The sequence below is a fragment of the Duganella sp. AC237 genome, assembly GCF_979254035.1.
Window position 1 is genome coordinate 5977549 of record NZ_CEEDEW010000003.1, and the last position, 19104, is coordinate 5996652.

At 65.6% G+C, this 19104-nt stretch carries 17 protein-coding genes and 1 pseudogene; 4 read left to right on the forward strand and 14 right to left on the reverse strand.

The genetic code is table 11. The features are described from left to right. The first annotated feature begins 14 nt into the window (after window positions 1-14). From AC0IYS_RS26485 to AC0IYS_RS26495, 3 genes are all read left to right on the forward strand, one after another. Window positions 15-2345, forward strand: a complete 2331-nt coding sequence (locus tag AC0IYS_RS26485; RefSeq protein WP_471707975.1) for a hypothetical protein — start codon at window positions 15-17, stop codon at window positions 2343-2345. Between the two features lie 97 nt (window positions 2346-2442). After that, complete coding sequence (locus AC0IYS_RS26490; protein ID WP_471707976.1) at window positions 2443-3567, forward strand: hypothetical protein; 1125 nt, start codon at window positions 2443-2445, stop codon at window positions 3565-3567. An 85-nt stretch (window positions 3568-3652) separates the two neighbouring features. Beyond that, entirely contained in the window at window positions 3653-3838 is a 186-nt protein-coding gene (locus AC0IYS_RS26495) for a hypothetical protein (RefSeq protein WP_471707977.1), read from the forward strand. A gap of 53 nt (window positions 3839-3891) precedes the next feature. On the opposite strand, the gene waaA is transcribed toward AC0IYS_RS26495, so the two are convergent. The 9 genes and pseudogenes from waaA to rfbB form a co-directional block, all read right to left on the reverse strand. Beyond that, window positions 3892-5193, reverse strand: coding sequence for a lipid IV(A) 3-deoxy-D-manno-octulosonic acid transferase (gene waaA / locus AC0IYS_RS26500; RefSeq protein ID WP_471707978.1), 1302 nt, complete (start codon window positions 5191-5193; stop codon window positions 3892-3894). A 5-nt stretch (window positions 5194-5198) separates the two neighbouring features. Next, complete coding sequence (gene waaC / locus AC0IYS_RS26505; protein WP_471707979.1) at window positions 5199-6212, reverse strand: lipopolysaccharide heptosyltransferase I; 1014 nt, start codon at window positions 6210-6212, stop codon at window positions 5199-5201. 3 nt (window positions 6213-6215) lie between these two features. Then, entirely contained in the window at window positions 6216-7598 is a 1383-nt protein-coding gene (locus tag AC0IYS_RS26510; RefSeq protein WP_471707980.1) for a phosphomannomutase/phosphoglucomutase, read from the reverse strand. A 183-nt stretch (window positions 7599-7781) separates the two neighbouring features. Next, window positions 7782-8105 carry an H-NS histone family protein gene (locus AC0IYS_RS26515; protein ID WP_471707981.1) on the reverse strand — a complete coding sequence of 108 codons (324 nt, stop codon included), beginning with the start codon at window positions 8103-8105 and terminating at the stop codon, window positions 7782-7784. Between the two features lie 66 nt (window positions 8106-8171). Next, complete coding sequence (locus AC0IYS_RS26520) at window positions 8172-9266, reverse strand: glycosyltransferase family 4 protein (RefSeq protein WP_471707982.1); 1095 nt, start codon at window positions 9264-9266, stop codon at window positions 8172-8174. A 273-nt stretch (window positions 9267-9539) separates the two neighbouring features. Beyond that, window positions 9540-10396: pseudogene (gene rfbD / locus AC0IYS_RS26525) on the reverse strand (dTDP-4-dehydrorhamnose reductase). Continuing rightward, window positions 10393-10944: a dTDP-4-dehydrorhamnose 3,5-epimerase gene (gene rfbC / locus AC0IYS_RS26530; protein WP_471707983.1), complete on the reverse strand. Its 552-nt coding sequence runs from the start codon at window positions 10942-10944 to the stop codon at window positions 10393-10395. Before rfbC ends, rfbD begins: the two are co-directional and overlap by 4 nt. After that, complete coding sequence (gene rfbA / locus AC0IYS_RS26535) at window positions 10941-11867, reverse strand: glucose-1-phosphate thymidylyltransferase RfbA (protein ID WP_471707984.1); 927 nt, start codon at window positions 11865-11867, stop codon at window positions 10941-10943. The genes rfbC and rfbA overlap by 4 nt, the downstream gene beginning before the upstream one ends. Further along, window positions 11864-12937, reverse strand: a complete 1074-nt coding sequence (rfbB, locus tag AC0IYS_RS26540; RefSeq protein ID WP_471707985.1) for a dTDP-glucose 4,6-dehydratase — start codon at window positions 12935-12937, stop codon at window positions 11864-11866. Before rfbB ends, rfbA begins: the two co-directional genes overlap by 4 nt. Before the next feature lie 141 nt (window positions 12938-13078). Between rfbB and AC0IYS_RS26545 the strand changes: the two genes are divergently transcribed. Further along, on the forward strand, window positions 13079-13945 hold the full coding sequence (locus tag AC0IYS_RS26545; RefSeq protein ID WP_471707986.1) for a symmetrical bis(5'-nucleosyl)-tetraphosphatase: 867 nt from the start codon (window positions 13079-13081) through the stop codon (window positions 13943-13945). Window positions 13946-13953: 8 nt separating this feature from the next. Here the strand turns inward: AC0IYS_RS26545 and AC0IYS_RS26550 are convergent, their stop codons facing one another. The 5 genes from AC0IYS_RS26550 to pyrR all read right to left on the reverse strand — a co-directional run bounded on the left by AC0IYS_RS26550 (window position 13954) and on the right by pyrR (window position 19104). Next, window positions 13954-15402, reverse strand: a complete 1449-nt coding sequence (locus AC0IYS_RS26550) for a serine hydrolase (protein WP_471707987.1) — start codon at window positions 15400-15402, stop codon at window positions 13954-13956. Between the two features lie 104 nt (window positions 15403-15506). Next, on the reverse strand, window positions 15507-16247 hold the full coding sequence (locus AC0IYS_RS26555; protein ID WP_471707988.1) for a lysophospholipid acyltransferase family protein: 741 nt from the start codon (window positions 16245-16247) through the stop codon (window positions 15507-15509). An 8-nt stretch (window positions 16248-16255) separates the two neighbouring features. Further along, window positions 16256-17593 carry a dihydroorotase gene (locus AC0IYS_RS26560; protein ID WP_471707989.1) on the reverse strand — a complete coding sequence of 446 codons (1338 nt, stop codon included), beginning with the start codon at window positions 17591-17593 and terminating at the stop codon, window positions 16256-16258. 8 nt (window positions 17594-17601) lie between these two features. Next, window positions 17602-18567, reverse strand: a complete 966-nt coding sequence (locus AC0IYS_RS26565) for an aspartate carbamoyltransferase catalytic subunit (protein WP_209724073.1) — start codon at window positions 18565-18567, stop codon at window positions 17602-17604. Window positions 18568-18588: 21 nt separating this feature from the next. After that, the gene (gene pyrR / locus AC0IYS_RS26570; protein WP_471707990.1) at window positions 18589-19104 is read right to left on the reverse strand and encodes a bifunctional pyr operon transcriptional regulator/uracil phosphoribosyltransferase PyrR; all 516 of its coding nucleotides are present in this window, start codon (window positions 19102-19104) and stop codon (window positions 18589-18591) included.

The following is a 19104-nucleotide window of genomic DNA, read 5'->3' on the forward strand; positions in this document are numbered from 1 at the left end:
ATTATCCTACTGCAATGACTATTAAACACCTGACCCTCGCTTGCGTGCTAACCTCTTCCCTGGCCGCATGCGGTGGCGGTGGCGGCGCCGGTGGCGCCAACAATGCCAACAATTCCACAGCGCAGGGCGCTCCGGCCCGCACCGTCAGCGGCATTGCCTCCAAAGGCACGATCAAGAACGGCATCGTCAGCGTCTACGCGTACGACGCGGCCGGCAAGCGCGACGCACGGCCGGTGGCCACCGGCCGCACGTCGGCCAGCGATGGCAGCTATAGCATCGACCTGGGCAACCGCGGCGGCTGGTTCCTGATCGAGATCGGCGCCGACGCCGGCACCACGATGGATGACGAATACGACGGCCGCATCGCCATGCCGTCGACCATGACCTTGCGCAGCCTGGTCCAACTCGACAACGGCAGCAGCCAGGTCAGCGCCGTCCACGTCACCCCGTTCACCGACATGCTGGTCACCGCCGCGCTGAGCGCCGATCCAAACGGCAACCTGACGCCCGACAACGTCGCCGCCGCCCAGTCGGAAATCGTCGAAATGCTCGGTTTCGATCCGCTCTCCACCAAACCGCTGAACGCCGCCAGCGACGCCGCCGCCACCAGCGACGCTGCCGAAAAAATGCAGGCCGTGGCGCTGGCGGCGATCTCGCAGATCGCCCACGACAACGCCATGGGCTGCAACGGCAGCGCCGGCGACAAGGTGCGTTGCGCGGTCAAGGCCACCACCGGCTCGGCCGTGATGAAAAATGGCATGGTGAGCATCAGCGCCGACGCCAAGCAAAGCCTGCTGGCGACGCTCGAGAGCACGGCGCAAAACGCCAGCGTCAACAAAACTTCGCTGACCTCGCTGGCCGGCCAAAAACTGTTCGCCGACGCCGCCACCCCGGCCACGCCTGCGCGCGCCCCGGCGCGCGCGCCGCAAGCGGCGGTCGAATCGACCAAAGCCACCTTTGCCAGCCTGCGCACCAACCTGCAGGCCTGGTCGGATGAAACCAAGGACGGCAGCGGCCTGCGCACCAGCCTCGACACGATGCAGACCGAGTTCGAAACGGCGGTCGCGCCGCTGGACCAGAGCCTGGCCGACTGGGTCGTGCTGTCGGGCCAAGGCATCAAACTGTTCAACAACTTCGTGCAGAAAAAATCCACGCTGGTCAAACTGGTCGAAGGGCCGGACGACGAGGCGCCCGGCATTTGCACGCTGTACAAGGACAAGAACGCCACCGTGGCGATGACGGCGGCCGACGTGGCACGCGTAACGCCGCAAAGCGTGGCCTGCGCGCTGACCGGCATGACGGTGGCGGCGTCAGAAAAACCGGCGGCGCAAGCGAACCTGTTCGTGCGCGACCAGATCGTCAAGTCGATCGTGCTGACGCCTGGCGCTACCGGCAACTTCAGCTACAGGGCGCTGACCCAGCGCGTCAACCAGCAATACCGCAAGACCGCGCAAGGCGAGGCCTTCGCGGTGCAAGCGCTGGCGCCGGCGGCCACCGTCGGCCTCGCCGCCACCGGCAACCTTTCCTATACGATGCAGGGCGACGACCTCTACACCGCCAGCATCGACGGTTACATGCCGGCGCGCACCGACGACAACGGCATCGCCATCACCGACCGCGAAGCATGGCGCCTGGCCTTTGCGACCACGCGCGAATCGGCGCTGGTGACGAAGTACGCGTTCAACGGCCACATCGACGCCTTGCGCGGCGGCGCCTCGCTCGGCGCGGTCGACCTGGGCAACACCTCGTTCGTGCGCGTATCGACCGCCGGCGGCAAGGAGCAGGTCATCGAAGGCAAACTGGCGCTGGGCGCAACCGCCGGCAGCACCACCGTCAACGGCACGCTGTCGCTGAGCAAATTTAGCACCGACAAGAAAAACGCCCGCTATGTGCCGACGCTTGCGCAATTCACCGGCGGCTTCACCAGCACCCGTGGCGAAAGCTTCACCGGCACCGTGACCTTGAACCTGCTGAACTACAAGGCCTACGACAACGCGCTGCCCGTGTCGGCGACCAACTTCCCGACCAGTAACGCGGCCTTCAGCGGCAGCCTGAAAATCAGCAGCCGTCCGGCCCTGGCGGTGACGTTCGCCGCCCGCGCCGTGGCTTACCAGCGCACCGAGTTCAACGCCACCTACAACGATGGCAAGAACTTCATTACCTTCACTGGCGACAACTCGTTGCCGCGCGCGATCAACATCGCCAGCGCCAGCGGCGTGCGGGTCAAGCTGGTCGATAACGTCAAGACCGTCGACGTGTTCAAAAACAACAGCAAGGTGGCGCAGATGAACCTCAACAATATGTTGATCACCTACATCGACGGCAGCTTCGAAACGCTGAAGTAAGCCCCAGGGCCCGGCGGCGCGGCAAGCGCCGCCCTTCTCCACCATTCCAGGCCCGACGGCCAGCCGTCGGGCTTGTTTCATTACCCGCTCCTTCCCCATGCGCTTCCCATTGCTCGTTACCTTGCTGTCGCTGTCCACCGGCGCCAGCGCCCAACTGTCGGTCGCCGACACCGACATCGCGCTGCGCGCGCCCGACACCGCCTGGCGCGTCTACGGCAAGGCGCAGGCGTGGGCCGCCTATGACACCATTCCGATCGGTGAATTGACCGGCGACTGGGACCACGGCTACACGCCGCGCGACGGCCGCAACGTCTTTTTGCAGCGCAACCGGGTCGAAGCTGGCGTGGAAAAGGATGGCTGGCGCATCGGCGCCGAGTACCGGGCGGAGGCGTCGTTGCGCGCCAGCCGCGACAGCGTCGAGCTGTACCGGATGTACCGGTCGAAGCAGCGCCCGGTGCAGGCGCGCGTGTTCGATATCGATCTGCGCTTGAAGGGCTGGGCCGCCGGCGGCCTGCGCGTGGGCCGCACGTTCGCGCTGGCGGCCGGCGCCGACGCGCCGCTGCTGATGGTGTCGGCCGCCTTGTACGGCCGCGCCCGCAATCTGGAGCACACCGCCGCCGGCCAGGTCGGCTACGCGCAGGACGGCGCCTACCGCTTCGACGCCAGCTACGCCGCCTCGCGCAACAACTACGACTACCTGTTCAAACCGGAGGCCGAACAGACCTCGTCCGGCGCCACCACGTCGGTCGCCGCGCAGTGGCCGCTGACGAAGGGGCTGACCGTCAACGTCGCCGTCAACGATCTGTGGAGCCGCCTGCGCTGGCGCAACCTGCCGTCGACGACTGCCACCATCGCCTCCGACGTGCGCGAGGTCGACGGCGACGGCTACATCAACTACAAGCCGCAGATCGCCGGGCGCAACAGTCTGATCACCCGGATCGACCGCATCGGCGCCAGCACCGCGCTCAACCTGAGCTACCGGCTCGACAGCTGGGTGCTGCGCGCCGGCGCCGAGCGCATCGCCGGCACCACGATACCGCTGTTGACGGCCGCCTACGCCACCCGCTGGGGCACTTTCAGCGGCAGCTATGACACGCGGTTCAACACCTTCGGCGCCGGCTACGACCATGGCCCGCTGCGGCTGCGGATACGCGCCGACCGCCTGCCGGTGACCGACGCCAGCGTGTTCGGGCTGGAGCTGGGCGCGCACCACGTGTTTTAAGCCGGAAATGCGCGGAGGCAATGGCGCGCGCCCTTGCCGGACGACCGTCTAGAATTGTCGTTCCACCATTGTCAACGAGGTCATCATGAGCGACAACGCGAACGGCAACAGCAATCCAGGCGACGAGGCCGCCCCCGGCACGCCTGGCACCGGCGAGGACGTCTGCCCGATCTGCCACGGCACCGGCCGCATCTTGGACGAGGACGACACGATTGCGTGCGGCAACTGCGGCGGCACCGGCGTCATCACGGAGGGGATTGGGGGCGGCTAAGGCCGCCGGCCGCGCGCCGGGTCGGCGTGGGTTGGGGCTTGATCAGCGCTGGATCAGCGCCCGAGCAACGGCGCCAGCAGCGCCAGGGTGCGGCGGGTCGCGCCACGGTACTGGTTGGCGAACGCCAGCGCGCCTTCGCCCATCGCTGCGCGCGCCGCGTCGTCGCGCAGCAAGCGCGCGGCGGCGGTGACCAGCGCGGCCGCGTCGGCCACTCGCTGCGCGCCGCCGGCCGCCAGCGCATCCTCGGTCGACTCGGCGAAATTGAAGGTGTGCGGGCCGATCAGCACCGGCTTGCCCAAGGCCGCCGGTTCGATCAAATTCTGCCCGCCGAGCGGCAGCAGGCTGCCGCCGACGAAAGTGCAATCGCACGCCGCATAGTAGGCGAACATCTCGCCCATCGAATCGCCCAGCAGCACATCGATATAAGCTGGAATGGAACCCTCGGCCGCGCCGTCCAGCGCCAGCTGGCTGCGTCGCTGCACATTGAGTCCCGCCTCGCCGACTATCTTCGCCACTTCGTCGAAACGCTGCGGATGGCGCGGCACGATCAGCAACAGCACGTTTGCCGGCAGCTCGGAGCGGCCCTCGCGTACCGCCCGCAGTATCAACGCCTCCTCGCCTTCGCGCGTGCTGGCGAACAGCAGCACCGGACGCGCGCCGATGGCTTTGCGCAGCGCCGCGCCGGTGGCCAGCGCCGCATCCGGCACCATCACGTCGAACTTGATGCTGCCGGTGACTTCCACCTGCTTGACGCCGAGCGAGCGCACGCGCTGCGCATCGGCCTCGGTTTGCGCGGCGACCAGCGAGATGCCGCGCGCCGCGTCCAGGATCAGCGAACCGAGACGCCCCGCCTTGCGCAGCGAACGCTCGGACAATCGCGCGTTGGCCAACACCACCGGCACGCCGCGCGCGCCGCAGGTGGCGATCAGGTTAGGCCAGACCTCCGTCTCCATCAGAATGCAGACCGCCGGTTTGAAATGCTGGATGAAGCGACCGACCATGGTGCCGGTGTCGTACGGCAGATACGATTGCGCCAGCCGCGCGCCATGCTTGGAGAACAGCGACTGGCCGGTGGCGCGCCCGGTCGGCGTCATGTGGGTCAGGATGATGCGGCCGTTCGGGTACTCGGCCAGCAGCGCGTCGATCAACGGCTCGGCCGCGCGGGTTTCGCCGACGGACACCGCGTGCACCCACAGCACCGGCGCGGCGCTGGAGGAAGCCGAAGCGGCGCCGTAAAAACCCAGCCGCTCGCCCCAGTGCCCGCGATAGCCGGGCTCCTTGCGGCCGCGCAGCCACAGACGCGCCAGCACCAGCGGCATGGCCAGCCACCACATCATCGAATAGAAAATACGCATGAAACTCAGCCCAGCAAACGCCTGGCCGCAGCCAGTACTTCGGACACGGACGGCGGCGCGCCGCGATCGCCCAGATTAATGATGCGCGGCGACCAGTTGCCCTCGGTCTTCCAGCGCGGCGAATCGGCGTAGATTTCCACCGTCGGCCGCACGAAGGCGGCGGCGATGTGCGTCAAGCCGGTGTCGACGCCGACCACCAGGCCGGCGTGGCGCGCCAGCAGCATGGCGTCGGCCATCGACAGCTTGGGCAGCACGCGCGCGTTGGGCAGATGGGCCGCCAGATGCTCGGCCTCGGCCAGCTCCTTGGGCGAGCCCCAGGGCAGCAGGATGGGCATCGGCGCCAGTTCCCGTCCCAGCGCGATCCAGTTCTCCGGCGCCCACTTCTTCGGATCGCGCGCGGTGCCGTGGAAGTACACCACGTAAGGTTCGGCCGGCATCCAGGCCGGACGCGGCTCGTCGGCCGACACCTCCGGCAGGCCGAAATCGGCCGGCGTGTCGACCTGGTAGCCCAGCGCAACGGCGGCCACCAGGCGGCCGCGCGCCACCGCGTGCGTGCGCGGATCGGTCGGAATGCTCAGGTGATGGAAAATACGTGAGACGCCCTCGTAGCCCGAGCCCTCGCTGCCGTTGGCCAGGCCGACCTTGCGGCCGCCCTCGGCCACCCGCGCGGCGCCCATGATGATGCCGGTCTTGAGCAGCCCCTGGGTGTCGAACACGTAGTCGTAGCGCTGCTGGCGCAAGGTGCGGAAGAAGGCCTTGATCTCGGCCCGCGTCTCCGGCTTGCCCAGCGATTTGCGCCAGCGCCGCAGCGCGAACGGAATGATGGCCCGCACGCGGGCGTTGAGCCGCACCAGGCTGACGTAGCCCTCCTCCACCACCCAATCGATGTTCGCGTCGGGGAAGCGGCGGGCGATATCGGCCACCATCGGCAGGTTGTGCAGCACGTCCCCCAGCGAGGAGACGCGCACCAGCAGGATGTTGAGCGGCTTCGGGTTGCTATTGCCCGCTTGCGGCGACATCGCTTAGAAAGGCAGTTCCGCGTCCGGCTTGGCGGCCAGGATCACGCTCTTGAACTGGCCCTGGATGCGCGCCAGCGCTTCCGGCGTTTCGGCTTCGAAGCGCATCACGATCACCGGCGTGGTGTTGGACGAACGCGCCAGGCCGAAGCCGTCCTCGTATTCCACGCGCAGGCCGTCGATGGTGATGATCTGCACATTGCCCGGGAATTCCGCATCCGCGCGCAGCTTGTCCATGACGATGACGTTCTCGCCTTCGCTCAGGTGCAGGTGCAGCTCGGGGGTGCTGTCCGACTGCGGCAGGGAATTGAGCAGCGCCGACGGATCGGCTTCGCGGGTCAGGATCTCCAGCAGGCGCGCGCCCGAGTACAGGCCGTCGTCGAAACCGTACCAGCGGTCCTTGAAGAAGATATGGCCGCTCATTTCGCCGCCCAGCGGGGCGCCGGTTTCGCGCAGCTTGGCCTTGACCAGCGAGTGGCCGGTCTTGTACATCAGCGGCACGCCGCCGCTTTTGGTGATGTATGGCGCCAGGTGGCGGGTGCATTTGACGTCGTACAGAATCTGCGCGCCCGGATGGCGGGTCAGCACGTCGGCCGCGAACAGCATCATCTGGCGGTCCGGATAGATGATCTGGCCGTCCTTGGTCACCACGCCCAGGCGGTCGCCGTCGCCGTCGAAGGCGATGCCGATTTCAGCGTCGGTCTCCTGCAACGCGCGGATCAGGTCCTGCAGGTTCTCCGGGTGGGCCGGATCGGGGTGGTGGTTGGGGAAGTTGCCGTCCACTTCACAGAACAGCTCGACCACTTCGCAGCCCATGCCGCGATACAGGTCGCCGGCGAAGGCGCCGGCCACGCCGTTGCCGCAATCGACGGCGATCTTGATCGGACGCGCCAGTTTGACGTCGCCGATGATGCGCTCGAGGTATTGGGCGCGGATGTCGTGGGTGCCGTACGCGCCCTTTTTCGCCGCCGACGAGCCGTCATGGTCGACGATGCGCTGGTACAGCGAGGTGATGGCCTCGCCGTGGATCGCTTCGCCGGCCAGCACCATCTTGAAGCCGTTGTAGTCCGGCGGATTGTGGCTGCCGGTGACCATGATGCCCGACGCCGCGCCCAGCACATTGGTGCCGAAATAGACCATCGGCGTGGCCACCACACCCAGATCGATCACGTCGACGCCGGCCAGTTGCAGGCCCTCGGCCAGCGCCGCCGTCAGCGACGGGCCGGACAAGCGGCCGTCGCGGCCGATCACCACCTTGGTCTCGCCCTTGGCCAGCGCGGCCTGGCCGAACGCCTGCCCGATCGAACGCGCGACGCCCGCATCCAGGGTTTTATCGATGATGCCGCGAATGTCGTAAGCTTTGAAGATCGTTTTGGATAAGGAGACCATATTGGATTTTTGGATGTGCGTGCCAGGGCGATGCGGGGGCGCAGCTGGGCGGACTGCCTCGCCATGGACGCGGATTAGAGGGAAAATAGGTGCCGCCTGCGTTGTAGCAGACACAACATCATAGTGTAAGTGCGATAACGGCCGCAGGCAAGCCCCGCCGGCCCGCAGGGGGGCCGAAAACGCTTAAACCTTCAGGCCGGCGATGTCTTTGCCGGCGTCCAGCCATTCCTTGACCCATTTCGGCTGGCGGCCGCGGCCGGTCCAATGCTGGGATTGGTCGGCCGGATTGCGGTAGCGCGGCGCCACCGTGCCGGTTTTTTTGCCGCTTCGCACGGTGGCGGCGGCGCCGCCGACCAGGTCCTTGAGCGGCACGCCAACGCTTTGGGCGATGGCCAGTATTTGTTCGCGGGCTTTGGCCCGATCCTGGCCCTCGCGCTGTTTTAATTCGCGTTTCACTTGTTCTTGCAGATTACGCAAATCCGCGGAAGACATATTCGACAGGTCCATTGGGCTTTCCTTTAGGTGATGACGATATAAAGCGCTGCGCGAATATATTACATCAAGCCCGGAAAATCACATTTTCTTATGGCGGATCATCCAGCGCGGCGCTTTAAAGCGGACGATGCGCACGTAAATCCAGATGTAACTGCTGATAAACAAAATACAGAACACCATTAATACCCAGGTGTGGCGCCAGAATACCGTGGCCGGCAGCACCGCCATCAGCGAGAACATCCACAAATACGGCGAGGTGAGCGAATTGCGGCGTATCAGCGCGCGCGCTTCCTTGCGGCCCACCGCCCATTGCACGATGCGGCGGAAGATCAGGCTATGCAGGTGAATACCGTCGGGCATGGCCGGAGATTTGCCGCGCACGAACATGCGGCGATAAACCGAAAACAGGGTTTCAAAGGTCGGATATATTAATAACAACGCGGCGTACCAAGTGGAAACTTGCGGATTGCGCATTACCAGCAGCAACGCCAACTCGCCCAGCATAAAGCCGATGAAGTAAGCGCCGCCGTCGCCCAGGAATATCATGCCGACCGGGTAATTCCAGATCAGGAAGCCGGCGGTGGCGCCCGCCACCATCAGCGCGGCGATGAGCACGAACATATCGTTGACCTGCAACGCGACATACCCGAGCGAGAGCAGCATGCAAATACACACCACGCTGGCCAGGCCGTTGAAACCGTCGATAATATTGACCGCGTTGGCCACGCCGGCCACCGCCAGCACCGTCAGCGGCAGCGTGATCCAGACATACTGGATCGGCCAGGCGGCGAATGGAAAATCGATGCGGTCGATGCGGGCGTCAAGCAGGAAGTAGCCCAGCGCGGCGGCGGCCATGGTCAGCAGCAAGCGGCGCGCGGCGCTGACGCGGCCCGTGTAATCCTCGACGATGCCGCCGACAAAGGCGACCGCCGAACAGGCCAGCAGCGAAAACAGCCAGTTACCCAGCGACGGCACGCGCCAGACGGAAATGGCGGAACTGAGCGCGACCGACAAAAATATCGACAAGCCGCCTATCCGGGCGACCCGGTGCGCGTGCACTTTCTGGACCCCGAGGAAATCCGAATCCAGCGCCGGCCCGTGCAATCGCGATTCTTTTATAACCAGCAGCGTCAGGAGCGCGGAAGCGATAAAGCTCAGTAAAAAGGAAAACATATTTTATCTATACAAAATTACCGGATACGCCCGCCCGCACAGAGGCAAGTCCTCGTCCGCCGGGTTATCAGTACGCTAACCCGCGATTGTACCGGATTGGACCCGGCAATCCCGAATTGAAGGCGGCCCATCCGCGTCAAACATCGTTCGCGTTTGCAACGGCGGCAGCAATAAGGAGGAGCGCCGGCCCGTTTTGGCGGTGCGCCGGCATCATAACAGCAGAAAATTGGTCGGACGCTATTGCTTACCAATCGATACAAATGCCGGCGGCATTTATGCCATGCACAGGCGCAGCGCCTCTTTCCACTCCGGCAAATGGCAAAACCGCGTCATCAGCCGCTGCGACGACAGCACCGAGTATTGCGGCCGCCTGGCCGGGGTCGGATATTCGGCGCTGGTGATCGGCAGCACGCGGCAGTCCAGCCCGGCCGCCTCGACGATCGCCCGGGTGAACTCGCACCAGGTGGTGCTGCCCTGCGCGCTCAAATGATAGACGCCGCTGTGTTGAGTCCACCAGTCGGCGCCGCCGGCGCGCGCCTGCGCCAGCACCAGCGCCGAGGTGTCGGCGATGGTGCGGCTCCAGGTCGGCGCGCCGTGCTGGTCGGCCACCACCCGCAACTCGTCGCGCTCCCTGGCCAGGCGCAGCATGGTCAGCAGGAAATTCTTGCCGCGCATGCCGTACACCCAGCTGGTGCGGAAAATCAGGTGCGGAATGCCGGCCTCGGCGATGGCTTGTTCGCCGGCCAGCTTGCTGGCGCCGTAGACGTTGAGCGGCCCGGTCGGGTCGTCCTCCCCCGCGCCGCCGGCTCGGCGCCGTCGAACACGTAGTCGGTCGAATAATGCACCATGGCCGCTCCCAGCAGTTTGGCTTCGCGCGCCATCAGCCCGGGGGCCTCGGCGTTGATGCGGTAGGCCAGCGCCGGCTCCCCCTCGGCCTTGTCGACCGCCGTGTAGGCGGCCGGATTGACGATCAGCCCCGGCCTGACTTGGCGGATCACGTCGCGCACCTGGTCGAGGTCGGACAGATCCATGGCCTGGCGGTCCACCGCCACCACCTCGCCCACGCCCTGCAGGCTGCGTGCCAGTTCGTAACCGACCTGGCCGGTGCTGCCCGTGAGCAAAATCTTCACGGGAACACCTCGGCGCCGGCCAGCGGCACCGCCGCCAGGTCCTTGTGCGATAGGGTCGGGGTCGGGGTCAGCGCCAGCGGCCAGTCGATGCCGATGGCCGGATCGTTCCACAAGATGGCGCGCTCATGCTCGGGCGCCCAGTAATCGGTGGTTTTATAGAGGAACTCGGCGTTCTCCGTGGTGACCACGAAGCCGTGCGCGAAACCGGGCGGGATCCACATCTGGCGCATGTTTTCGGCGCTGAGCTCGGTGCCGTACCATTGGCCGAACGTCGGCGACCCCTTGCGGATGTCGACCGCGACGTCGTACACGGCCCCTGCGGTCACGCGCACCAGCTTGCCCTGCGGCTGCTGGATCTGGTAATGCAGGCCGCGCAGCACGCCGCGGCGCGAGCGCGAATGATTGTCCTGCACGAAATTTGCCGTCACCCCGGTGGCCTCGGCGAACTGGCGCGCGTTGTAGCTTTCGTAGAAAAAGCCGCGTTCGTCGCCGAACACACGCGGCTCGAGCACCAGCACCCCCTCCAGCGGCGTAGTGATGACCTTCATCGTTGCACGACCTTGTCTTCCAGTATGCGCAGCAGGTACTGCCCGTAATTATTCTTCTTCAGCGGCTCGGCCAGTGCGCGCAGCTGCGCCGCGTCGATATAGCCCTTGCGGTACGCAATTTCCTCAGGGCACGCCACCTTTAAACCCTGGCGCTTTTCGATGGTGGAGATGAACTGGCCCGCCTCCAGCAGCGACTCATGGGTGCCGGTGTCGAGCCAGGCCATGCCGCGCCCCATCACCTCGACATTGAGCTGCTGCTTCTCGAGGTAGACGCGGTTGACGTCGGTGATCTCGAGCTCGCCACGGGCCGACGGCTGGATGCCGGCGGCGATCTCGCACACCTGGTTGTCGTAGAAATACAGGCCGGTGACGGCGTAATTGGACTTCGGCTGCAGGGGTTTTTCCTCGATCGACACGGCCTGGCGGTCGCCGTCGAACTCGACCACCCCGTAGCGCTCCGGATCCTGCACGTGGTAGGCGAACACCGTGGCGCCGCTGGTTTGTTCGCTGGCATGGTTGAGCAGCGCGTCGAGGTCGTTGCCGTAGTAAATATTGTCACCAAGGATGAGCGCGGACGGCGAGTCGCCGACGAAGTCCTTGCCGATGATGAACGCTTGCGCCAGGCCGTCCGGCGACGTTTGCACCGCGTAGCTGATGCTGATGCCCCACTGGCGGCCGTCGCCCAGCAGGTCGCGGAAGCGCGGCGTGTCCTGCGGCGTCGAGATCAGCAGGATCTCGGTCATGCCGGCCAACATCAGCACCGTCAGCGGATGGTAGATCATCGGCTTGTCGTAGATCGGCAGCAATTGCTTCGACACGCTCATCGTCACCGGATACAGCCGGGTACCGGAACCGCCGGCCAGGATGATGCCCTTGCGGCCTTTGCCCGGCGTGCCCACGGGAGTGCTCGAAGCTTGGTTCATTGTGCGCCTTCGCGGTTAAAGTAGTTCGTTTCCATCCATTTGGCGTAGCCGCCCGACTGCACGTCGTCGACCCAGGCCTGGTTGTCGAGGTACCACTGCACGGTCTTGGCGATGCCGGTCTGGAAGGTCTCGGCAGGTTTCCAGCCCAGTTCGCGCTCTAGCTTGCGCGCGTCGATGGCGTAGCGGCGGTCGTGGCCGGGACGGTCCTTGACGTAGGTGATCTGGTCGCGGTAGCTGGCGCCGTCCGCCTTCGGCCGCAGCCGGTCGAGCATGTCGCACAGGGTGTGCACCACGTCCAGGTTGGCCATCTCGTTCCAGCCGCCGACGTTGTAGGTCTCGCCCAGGCGGCCGTCCGCCAGCACGCGGCGGATGGCGGCGCAATGGTCGCTCACGTACAGCCAGTCGCGCACCTGCTGGCCGTCGCCGTAGATCGGCAGCGGCTTGCCCGCCTGCGCATTGGCGATGATCAGCGGGATCAGCTTTTCCGGGAAGTGATACGGACCGTAGTTGTTCGAGCAGTTGGTCGTCACCGTCGGCAGGCCGTAGGTGTGATGGTAGGAGCGCACCAGATGGTCGGACGCGGCCTTCGACGCCGAGTACGGGCTGTTGGGCGCGAACGCGGTGGTCTCGCTGAAGGGCGCGTCGTCCGGGCCGAGCGTGCCGTAGACCTCGTCGGTGGACACGTGCAGGAAGCGGAACGCCGCTTTCTCCTGCTCCGGCAGCGCCGACCAGTAGGCGCGCGTCGCTTCAAGCAGGCTGAAGGTGCCGTTGATGTTGGTGTTGATGAATTCGCCGGGACCGAGGATGGAGCGGTCGACGTGGCTTTCGGCGGCGAAGTGGACCACGGCGCGCGGCTTGTGCTGTTCGAACAGCGCCAGCACCCGGGCCTGGTCGCAGATATCGCCGCGCACGAAGATGTGGCGCGCATCGCTCTTCAGCGACGCCAGGTTGTTCACATTGCCAGCATAGGTCAACTTATCATAATTAACAACAGGCTCGTCGGACTGGGCCAGCCAGTCGAGGACAAAGTTTGAACCGATAAAACCGGCACCACCCGTAACAAAAATCATTTAGTATCCCGCAGCAAGAAGTCAAAACAGTTGTAATCGTGATTTTATGTGAAACTGCGCTGCCCACGGGCAAAAATCAACACTCGCACTCTGATTTCAGGGTAATTCAGATTCCAAAGCAACGAACCAGAGAGCTTCCATATGAAAACCTATGTAATCGGGGATTTGCAAGGCTGTCACGAGCAGGCCTTGTCCATGCTCGACCGCATACGCGCGCACGCGGCCGAGGTCGGCGTGGCCGAGCCCGCCATCCTGTTCGCCGGCGACCTGATTAACCGTGGCCCCGACTCGCTGGCCACCCTGCGCCACGTGCGCAAGCTGTGCATGGCCAGCGGCGGCCTCATCGACAGCGTGCTGGGCAACCACGACCTGCACCTGCTGGCGGTCGCCTACGGCATCCGGCCGGAGCACAAGTCCGACACCCTGGCCGGCATCCTGCACGCGCCCGACCGTGACGAGCTGATCGACTGGGTGCGGCGGCGTCCGCTGGCGATCCAGGTCCAGGGCCATGTGCTGGTGCACGCCGGCCTGCTGCCGCAATGGAGCGCCGACCAGGCCATCGCGCTGGCCGGCGAGGTGCAGGACATGCTGCGCGGCCCGGACGACAGTTTCGCCGACTTCCTGGCCGACATGTACGGCAACCTGCCCGACCAATGGTCCGACGACCTGCGCGGCGCCGACCGGCTGCGCTGCATCATCAACGCCATGACGCGGCTGCGCTTTTGCAGCGCCGACGGCGTGATGGATTTCAAGATGAAGGAAAGCGGCACGGCCGACCCGGCGTCGGGCCTGATGCCGTGGTTCGAGGTGCCGGGCCGGCGCACGGCGCGCGACACGGTGGTGTTCGGCCACTGGTCGGCGCTGGGGCTGACCTTGAAGCCCAACCTGATCGGCCTCGATAGCGGCTGCGTGTGGGGCGGTCAGTTGTCGGCCGTTTGCCTGGAGGACCGCAGCGTGCTGCAGGTGCAGTGCCCGGAATTCCAGGAGCCGAGCAGCAAGAAAAAATAAACGGCCCGTCAACGCGGCTTGCGCAACCGTGCCAAACCTTTGCTCGCGTACTCGTTTTTTGGATCAAGTTCCAGCGAGCGCTCGAAGTGTTTGATCGCGCCGGCCGTGTCGCCCCGCTCGGCGGCGATGTCCGCCAAGCCATCATGGCTGTACGCGGACCCCGGATACAGGCCCAGCGTGAAATTGAACATGGCGGCGGCGTCACCCGCCTTCCCCGCCTCGATCAAATCGTAAGCCAGATAAACCAGCGCCTCGTCGCCGCCGGCCGGCGCCGGTTGCAGGCCGCGATAATGCCGCATCCCCGCTTCCACGCCGTCGCGCGCGACCACATCCCACAACACGTCACGCAACTGCGCGGTCGGCTGCTTGTAGGAGGCGCCGAACAGGATCGCCGCCAGCGCGCCGCCGACGCCGCCCGCCGAGGCCCGATCGCTATTGCTCAGCACGATAACAGTCACGCGCTCGGCGGGAAAGCGCAACAGATACGTTGAAAAGCCGTTCTCGCTGCCCGAGTGCTCGATGCTGCGGTGCCCCAGTTTTTCACCGATTTGCCAGCCATAGCCGTAGCCTTTCTTCACCGGCGTGAACATCTCGTCGAGCGACTCGCGCGACAACAGCCGCTCCGAATACAGCGCCTGGTCCCACAGCAGCATGTCGCCCACGGTCGACTGAATCCCGCCGGCCGCATAGCTCACCGTCGGGCTCATGTACGGAGCGTTGATAAACCGCGTCCCCAGCGAGTAATAACCGCTGGCGCGGTGCGGCAGCAGCGCGCGGCCCTCGTCGTACACCGACTGCGACATGCCCAGCGGCGCGAAGATCTTTTCCCGCAGATAGTCACCGTACGATTTGCCGGAGGCGCGCTCGATGACCATGCCGAGCAGCACATAGCCGGAATTGCTGTACTTGAATTGCTCGCCGGGCGTGAACCGCAGCGGCAGGTCGCGGAACAACGCGACCAGTTCGGCACGCTTATAGCTGCGCAAGGCCAGCACCTCGTCCCACTCGGACAGGCTGGAGTAATTTTCGATGCCGGAGGTGTGCGTCAGCAAATGGCGCAAGGTGATCGGCTTCCAAGCGGCGGGACACGGGTCGATATATTGGCAGATGGGATCGCCGACCTTGAGCTTGCCCTGCTCCTGCAGCTGCAGCACCGCCAGCGCGGTGAACTGCTTGGTCAGCGAGGCGATGCGGTAGAGCGTTCGCGCCGTGTTCGGCACGTCGAGCTCATAGTTGGCCATGCCGTAGGAGCGGCCGAACACGGGCACGCCGTCGCGTGCCACCAGCACCGTGCCGCTGAAGTGCTCGTGGCGGGTAGAGGCCTGCAGATACGCATCGAACTTGGCGTCGAGCGGCAGGTCGGGCTCAGCGGCCTCGGCGGCGGCGGCCGGCAGGCCAAACAGGCTAGCCGCCAGCACCGATGCCATCCACATGACGTTCATTGCATTGCGCCGCATACATCCTCCGTAATCAAGATAACCCCTATCACCTTGAACTGGACCCCGGCGCCGGCACTTAGGGGTCTGACCCGATCGGGTCAGACCCCGCCCGGCAGTGCGGGTTAGCTCGCCGAAACGCCCAAGGCGGCAGCGACGGCCTGGTGCGTCACCTCGGCCAGCTGGCGCCGGTGCGCGCCGATTGTGTCGATCGGCGGCAGCACCATCAACTTTGCCATCACCGGCGGGCCGTCGAGGATGGCGATGATGCTCTCGGCAAAGGTCATGTCGCCGATGAAATCCACCGACGGATGCCGCGCGCCCTGCGGATCGACGTACGATAAGGCAACCGGCTGCACCGGCACCTTGGCGTCGATCGCGGCTTCGAACAGATTGGCGTGGAACGGCAGCAAATTGCCTTGCGCCGAGGTCGTGCCTTCCGGGAAGAATGCCACGCGCTCGCCGCGCTCCAAGGTCGTCACCAGGCCCTTGAAGATGTGCCGCAGGTCGCGCCGGTTGCCGCGCGAAATGAACACGGTGCCGGCCTTTTCCGCCAGCCAGCCGGCCAGCGGCCACGAGCGGATCTCGGCCTTGGCGACGAAATGGCTCGGATGCAGGCTGTGAACCACGAAGATGTCCAGCCACGAGACGTGGTTGGCCACCACCACCGCCCGCTCCAGCATCGGCGATGCGGCCTGCTGCTCGACACTGACGTTGCACATCTTCAGCAACCGGGTAGACCAGCGGCGGATGTGGCCGTTACGCTTGTCCTGGCTTATCCACGGAAACACCGTGGCGCAGATGCCCATCCCCAGCAGCACGTGCAACATCACCCGCGCCAGGCGGAAGATCATCGAAATTTTCATTCAGAAAATCAGCCGCGCTGGTAGGCGACGTGGCCGGCCACGATGGTGGTTTGCACCTGCCCCGTCAGGTTGTAGCCGACGAAAGGCGTGTGCTTGCCCTGGCTGGCCAGCGCCGACGCTTCGACGGTCCATGTTGCCTGCGGATCGAAGACGCAGACATCGGCCACAGCGCCGACCGACAAGGTGCCGGCGGCCAAGCCTGCCACGCGGGCGGCGTCGGCCGTGATGCGCGAGATCGCCCGCGCCAGCGGACGCATGGCGGCCTTGTCCGCGCCGTTGTGCTGGCCGGCGGCGTAGTCGTCGGCCCATTTCAGGGTCAGCGATAGCAGCAGCTCCAGACCGGTGGCGCCGGCCGAGGCTTCGCCGAACGGCAGCAGTTTCTCGTCGTCGTCGACCGGCGTGTGGTCCGAGCACAGCGCATCGATGGTGCCGTCGAGCAGGCCGAGGCGGATGGCGTCGCGGTCGCGCTGGCTGCGCAGCGGCGGCGTCAGGCGCGCGTTGGAGTCGAAGAAGCCGATGTCGGCGTCGGTCATGTGGACGTGGTGGGCGCCGACGTCGCAGGTGACCGGCAAGCCTTCCTTCTTGGCCTGGCGCACCAGCTCGATGCCGGCGGCCGACGACAGGCGGCACAGGTGCACGCGGGCGCCGCTCGAACGCATCAGCTCGAAAATGGTGTGCAACGCGATCGTTTCCGACATCACCGGCACGCCGGACAGACCCAGGCGCGAGGCCAGCGGACCGCTGGCGGCGATGCCGCCGCGGCCGATGTGCGCGTCCTGCGGCCGCAGCCAGACGGTGTAGTTGAAGGTCTTGGCGTACTGCATCGCGCGCAGCAGCACGTTGGTGTCCTCGATCGGCTCTTCCGCTTGCGCGAAGCCGATGCAACCGGCCTCGGTCAGCTCGGCCATCTCGGTCAGCGCCTTGCCTTTGAGGCCGACGGTCAGCGCGCCCAGCGGATGCACGTGGGCCTGGTTCAGGGTCTTGGCGCGGTATTTGAGCATTTCCACCAGGCCCGGCTCGTCGAGCACGGGGTCGGTGTCCGGCGGACAGATCAGGCTGGTCACGCCGCCCTGCATCGCCGCCTGCATTTCCGATTCCAGGGTGGCCTTGTATTCGTAGCCCGGCTCGCGCAGGCGCGCCGACAGGTCGACGAAGCCGGGCGAGACGATCATGCCGCTGGCGTCGATGGTCTGGTCGGCCGTGAAGCCGGCGGCGAATTCAGCCGATACCTCGCCGATCGCCAGCACCTTGCCGTCGGCGATGTACAGGTCGTGCTTGGCGTCGATGCCGTTGGCCGGGTCGACCAGGTGGCCGTTCTTGATATGGAGATTTTTATTCGAGTTCATTCCTGCTTTCATCCTTGCGTTCCCGCCACAATGCTCATCACCGCCATCCGTACCGCAATGCCGAACGTCACCTGCGGCAGGATCACCGCCTGCGGACCGTCCGCCACCGCCGAATCGATTTCCACGCCACGGTTCATCGGCCCCGGGTGCATGACGATCGCGTCCGGCTTGGCCAGCGCCAGGCGCTCCGGCGTCAGGCCGTAGCTTTTGAAGTATTCCTGCGCCGACGGCAGCAGCGCGCCGCTCATGCGCTCGTTTTGCAGGCGCAGCATGATGATCACGTCGACGCCCTTCAAGCCCTCTTCCATGTTGGTGAAGGTGCGCACGCCCATTTGCTCCAGGCCGCCCGGCAGCAGGGTGTGCGGGCCGATGGCGCGCACTTCCGGCACGCCCAGCGTGGTCAGCGCGTGGATGTCCGAACGGGCCACGCGGCTGTGCAGGATGTCGCCGACGATGGCCACCGTCAGGTTGGTGAAGTCCTTCTTGTAGTGGCGGATCGTGTACATGTCCAGCAGACCCTGGGTCGGGTGCGCGTGGCGGCCGTCGCCGGCGTTGACCACGTGCACGTGCGACTGTTTGGTGTCGTGCAGGTGCTTGGCGATCAGGTAGGGCGCGCCCGACTGCGCGTGGCGCACGACGAACATGTCCGCGTGCATGGCCGACAGGTTGTCGATGGTGTCGAGCAGCGATTCGCCCTTGCTGGCCGAGGACGCCTGGATGTTGAGGTTGATGACGTCGGCCGACAGGCGCTTGGAGGCGATCTCGAAGGTGGTGCGGGTGCGGGTCGAGTTCTCGAAGAACAGGTTGAACACCGACTTGCCGCGCATTAGCGGCACTTTCTTGACGTCGCGGTCAGAGATGCCGACGAACGACGAGGCGGTGTCCAGGATGTGATTGAGGATGGATTTGGGCAGTCCCTCGATCGACAGCAGGTGCTGGAGTTCGCCGTTTTTATTCAGTTGCGGATTGAGCATGGTGTGGAGGTCGCGATTAAATTAAGCGTGGTCTATGGTGAGCGTGAATTTTCCATCGTCGGCGCGCTTGAGCACCAGCGCCTGCCCTTGCGGCACGGCCACATGCGCGGCGACGAAATCGGCGGCCACCGGCAACTGGCGCTCGCCGCGGTCGACCAGCGCCGCAAGCATGATGCGCGCCGGGCGGCCGTAGTCGAACAGCTCGTTGATCGCGGCGCGCGTGGTGCGCCCCGTGTAGAGCACGTCGTCGACCAGCAGGATGTTGGCGGCGGCGACGTCAAAAGTGATGTTGGTCGGCTTGACCTCGGCCGGCAAACCCTTCTTGGCGTAATCGTCGCGGTAGAAGGAGACGTCGAGCACGCCGCAGCGGGCCGACAGGCCGAGGTCGGCCGCGAGGCGCTCGGCGATCCAGGCGCCGCCGGAGTGGATGCCGACGATGGCGACGTCGGACACGCCTTCCAGGCCGGCCTTGACGTCGGCCAGCAGGGCCGCGTACAGCGCCTCGGCATCGAGTTGGTGGGGGTTCAGTGTGGACAT

Excerpts from the sequence above, each read along its gene's own strand:
- AC0IYS_RS26485 (WP_471707975.1), top strand. The coding sequence starts at position 15 with ATGACTATTAAACACCTGACCCTCGCTTGCGTGCTAACCTCTTCCCTG.
- AC0IYS_RS26490 (WP_471707976.1), top strand. The coding sequence starts at position 2,443 with ATGCGCTTCCCATTGCTCGTTACCTTGCTGTCGCTGTCCACCGGCGCC.
- AC0IYS_RS26495 (WP_471707977.1), top strand. The coding sequence starts at position 3,653 with ATGAGCGACAACGCGAACGGCAACAGCAATCCAGGCGACGAGGCCGCC.
- waaA (WP_471707978.1), bottom strand. The coding sequence starts at position 5,193 with ATGCGTATTTTCTATTCGATGATGTGGTGGCTGGCCATGCCGCTGGTG.
- waaC (WP_471707979.1), bottom strand. The coding sequence starts at position 6,212 with ATGTCGCCGCAAGCGGGCAATAGCAACCCGAAGCCGCTCAACATCCTG.
- AC0IYS_RS26510 (WP_471707980.1), bottom strand. The coding sequence starts at position 7,598 with ATGGTCTCCTTATCCAAAACGATCTTCAAAGCTTACGACATTCGCGGC.
- AC0IYS_RS26515 (WP_471707981.1), bottom strand. The coding sequence starts at position 8,105 with ATGGACCTGTCGAATATGTCTTCCGCGGATTTGCGTAATCTGCAAGAA.
- AC0IYS_RS26520 (WP_471707982.1), bottom strand. The coding sequence starts at position 9,266 with ATGTTTTCCTTTTTACTGAGCTTTATCGCTTCCGCGCTCCTGACGCTG.
- rfbC (WP_471707983.1), bottom strand. The coding sequence starts at position 10,944 with ATGAAGGTCATCACTACGCCGCTGGAGGGGGTGCTGGTGCTCGAGCCG.
- rfbA (WP_471707984.1), bottom strand. The coding sequence starts at position 11,867 with ATGAACCAAGCTTCGAGCACTCCCGTGGGCACGCCGGGCAAAGGCCGC.
- rfbB (WP_471707985.1), bottom strand. The coding sequence starts at position 12,937 with ATGATTTTTGTTACGGGTGGTGCCGGTTTTATCGGTTCAAACTTTGTC.
- AC0IYS_RS26545 (WP_471707986.1), top strand. The coding sequence starts at position 13,079 with ATGAAAACCTATGTAATCGGGGATTTGCAAGGCTGTCACGAGCAGGCC.
- AC0IYS_RS26550 (WP_471707987.1), bottom strand. The coding sequence starts at position 15,402 with ATGCGGCGCAATGCAATGAACGTCATGTGGATGGCATCGGTGCTGGCG.
- AC0IYS_RS26555 (WP_471707988.1), bottom strand. The coding sequence starts at position 16,247 with ATGAAAATTTCGATGATCTTCCGCCTGGCGCGGGTGATGTTGCACGTG.
- AC0IYS_RS26560 (WP_471707989.1), bottom strand. The coding sequence starts at position 17,593 with ATGAACTCGAATAAAAATCTCCATATCAAGAACGGCCACCTGGTCGAC.
- AC0IYS_RS26565 (WP_209724073.1), bottom strand. The coding sequence starts at position 18,567 with ATGCTCAATCCGCAACTGAATAAAAACGGCGAACTCCAGCACCTGCTG.
- pyrR (WP_471707990.1), bottom strand. The coding sequence starts at position 19,104 with ATGTCCACACTGAACCCCCACCAACTCGATGCCGAGGCGCTGTACGCG.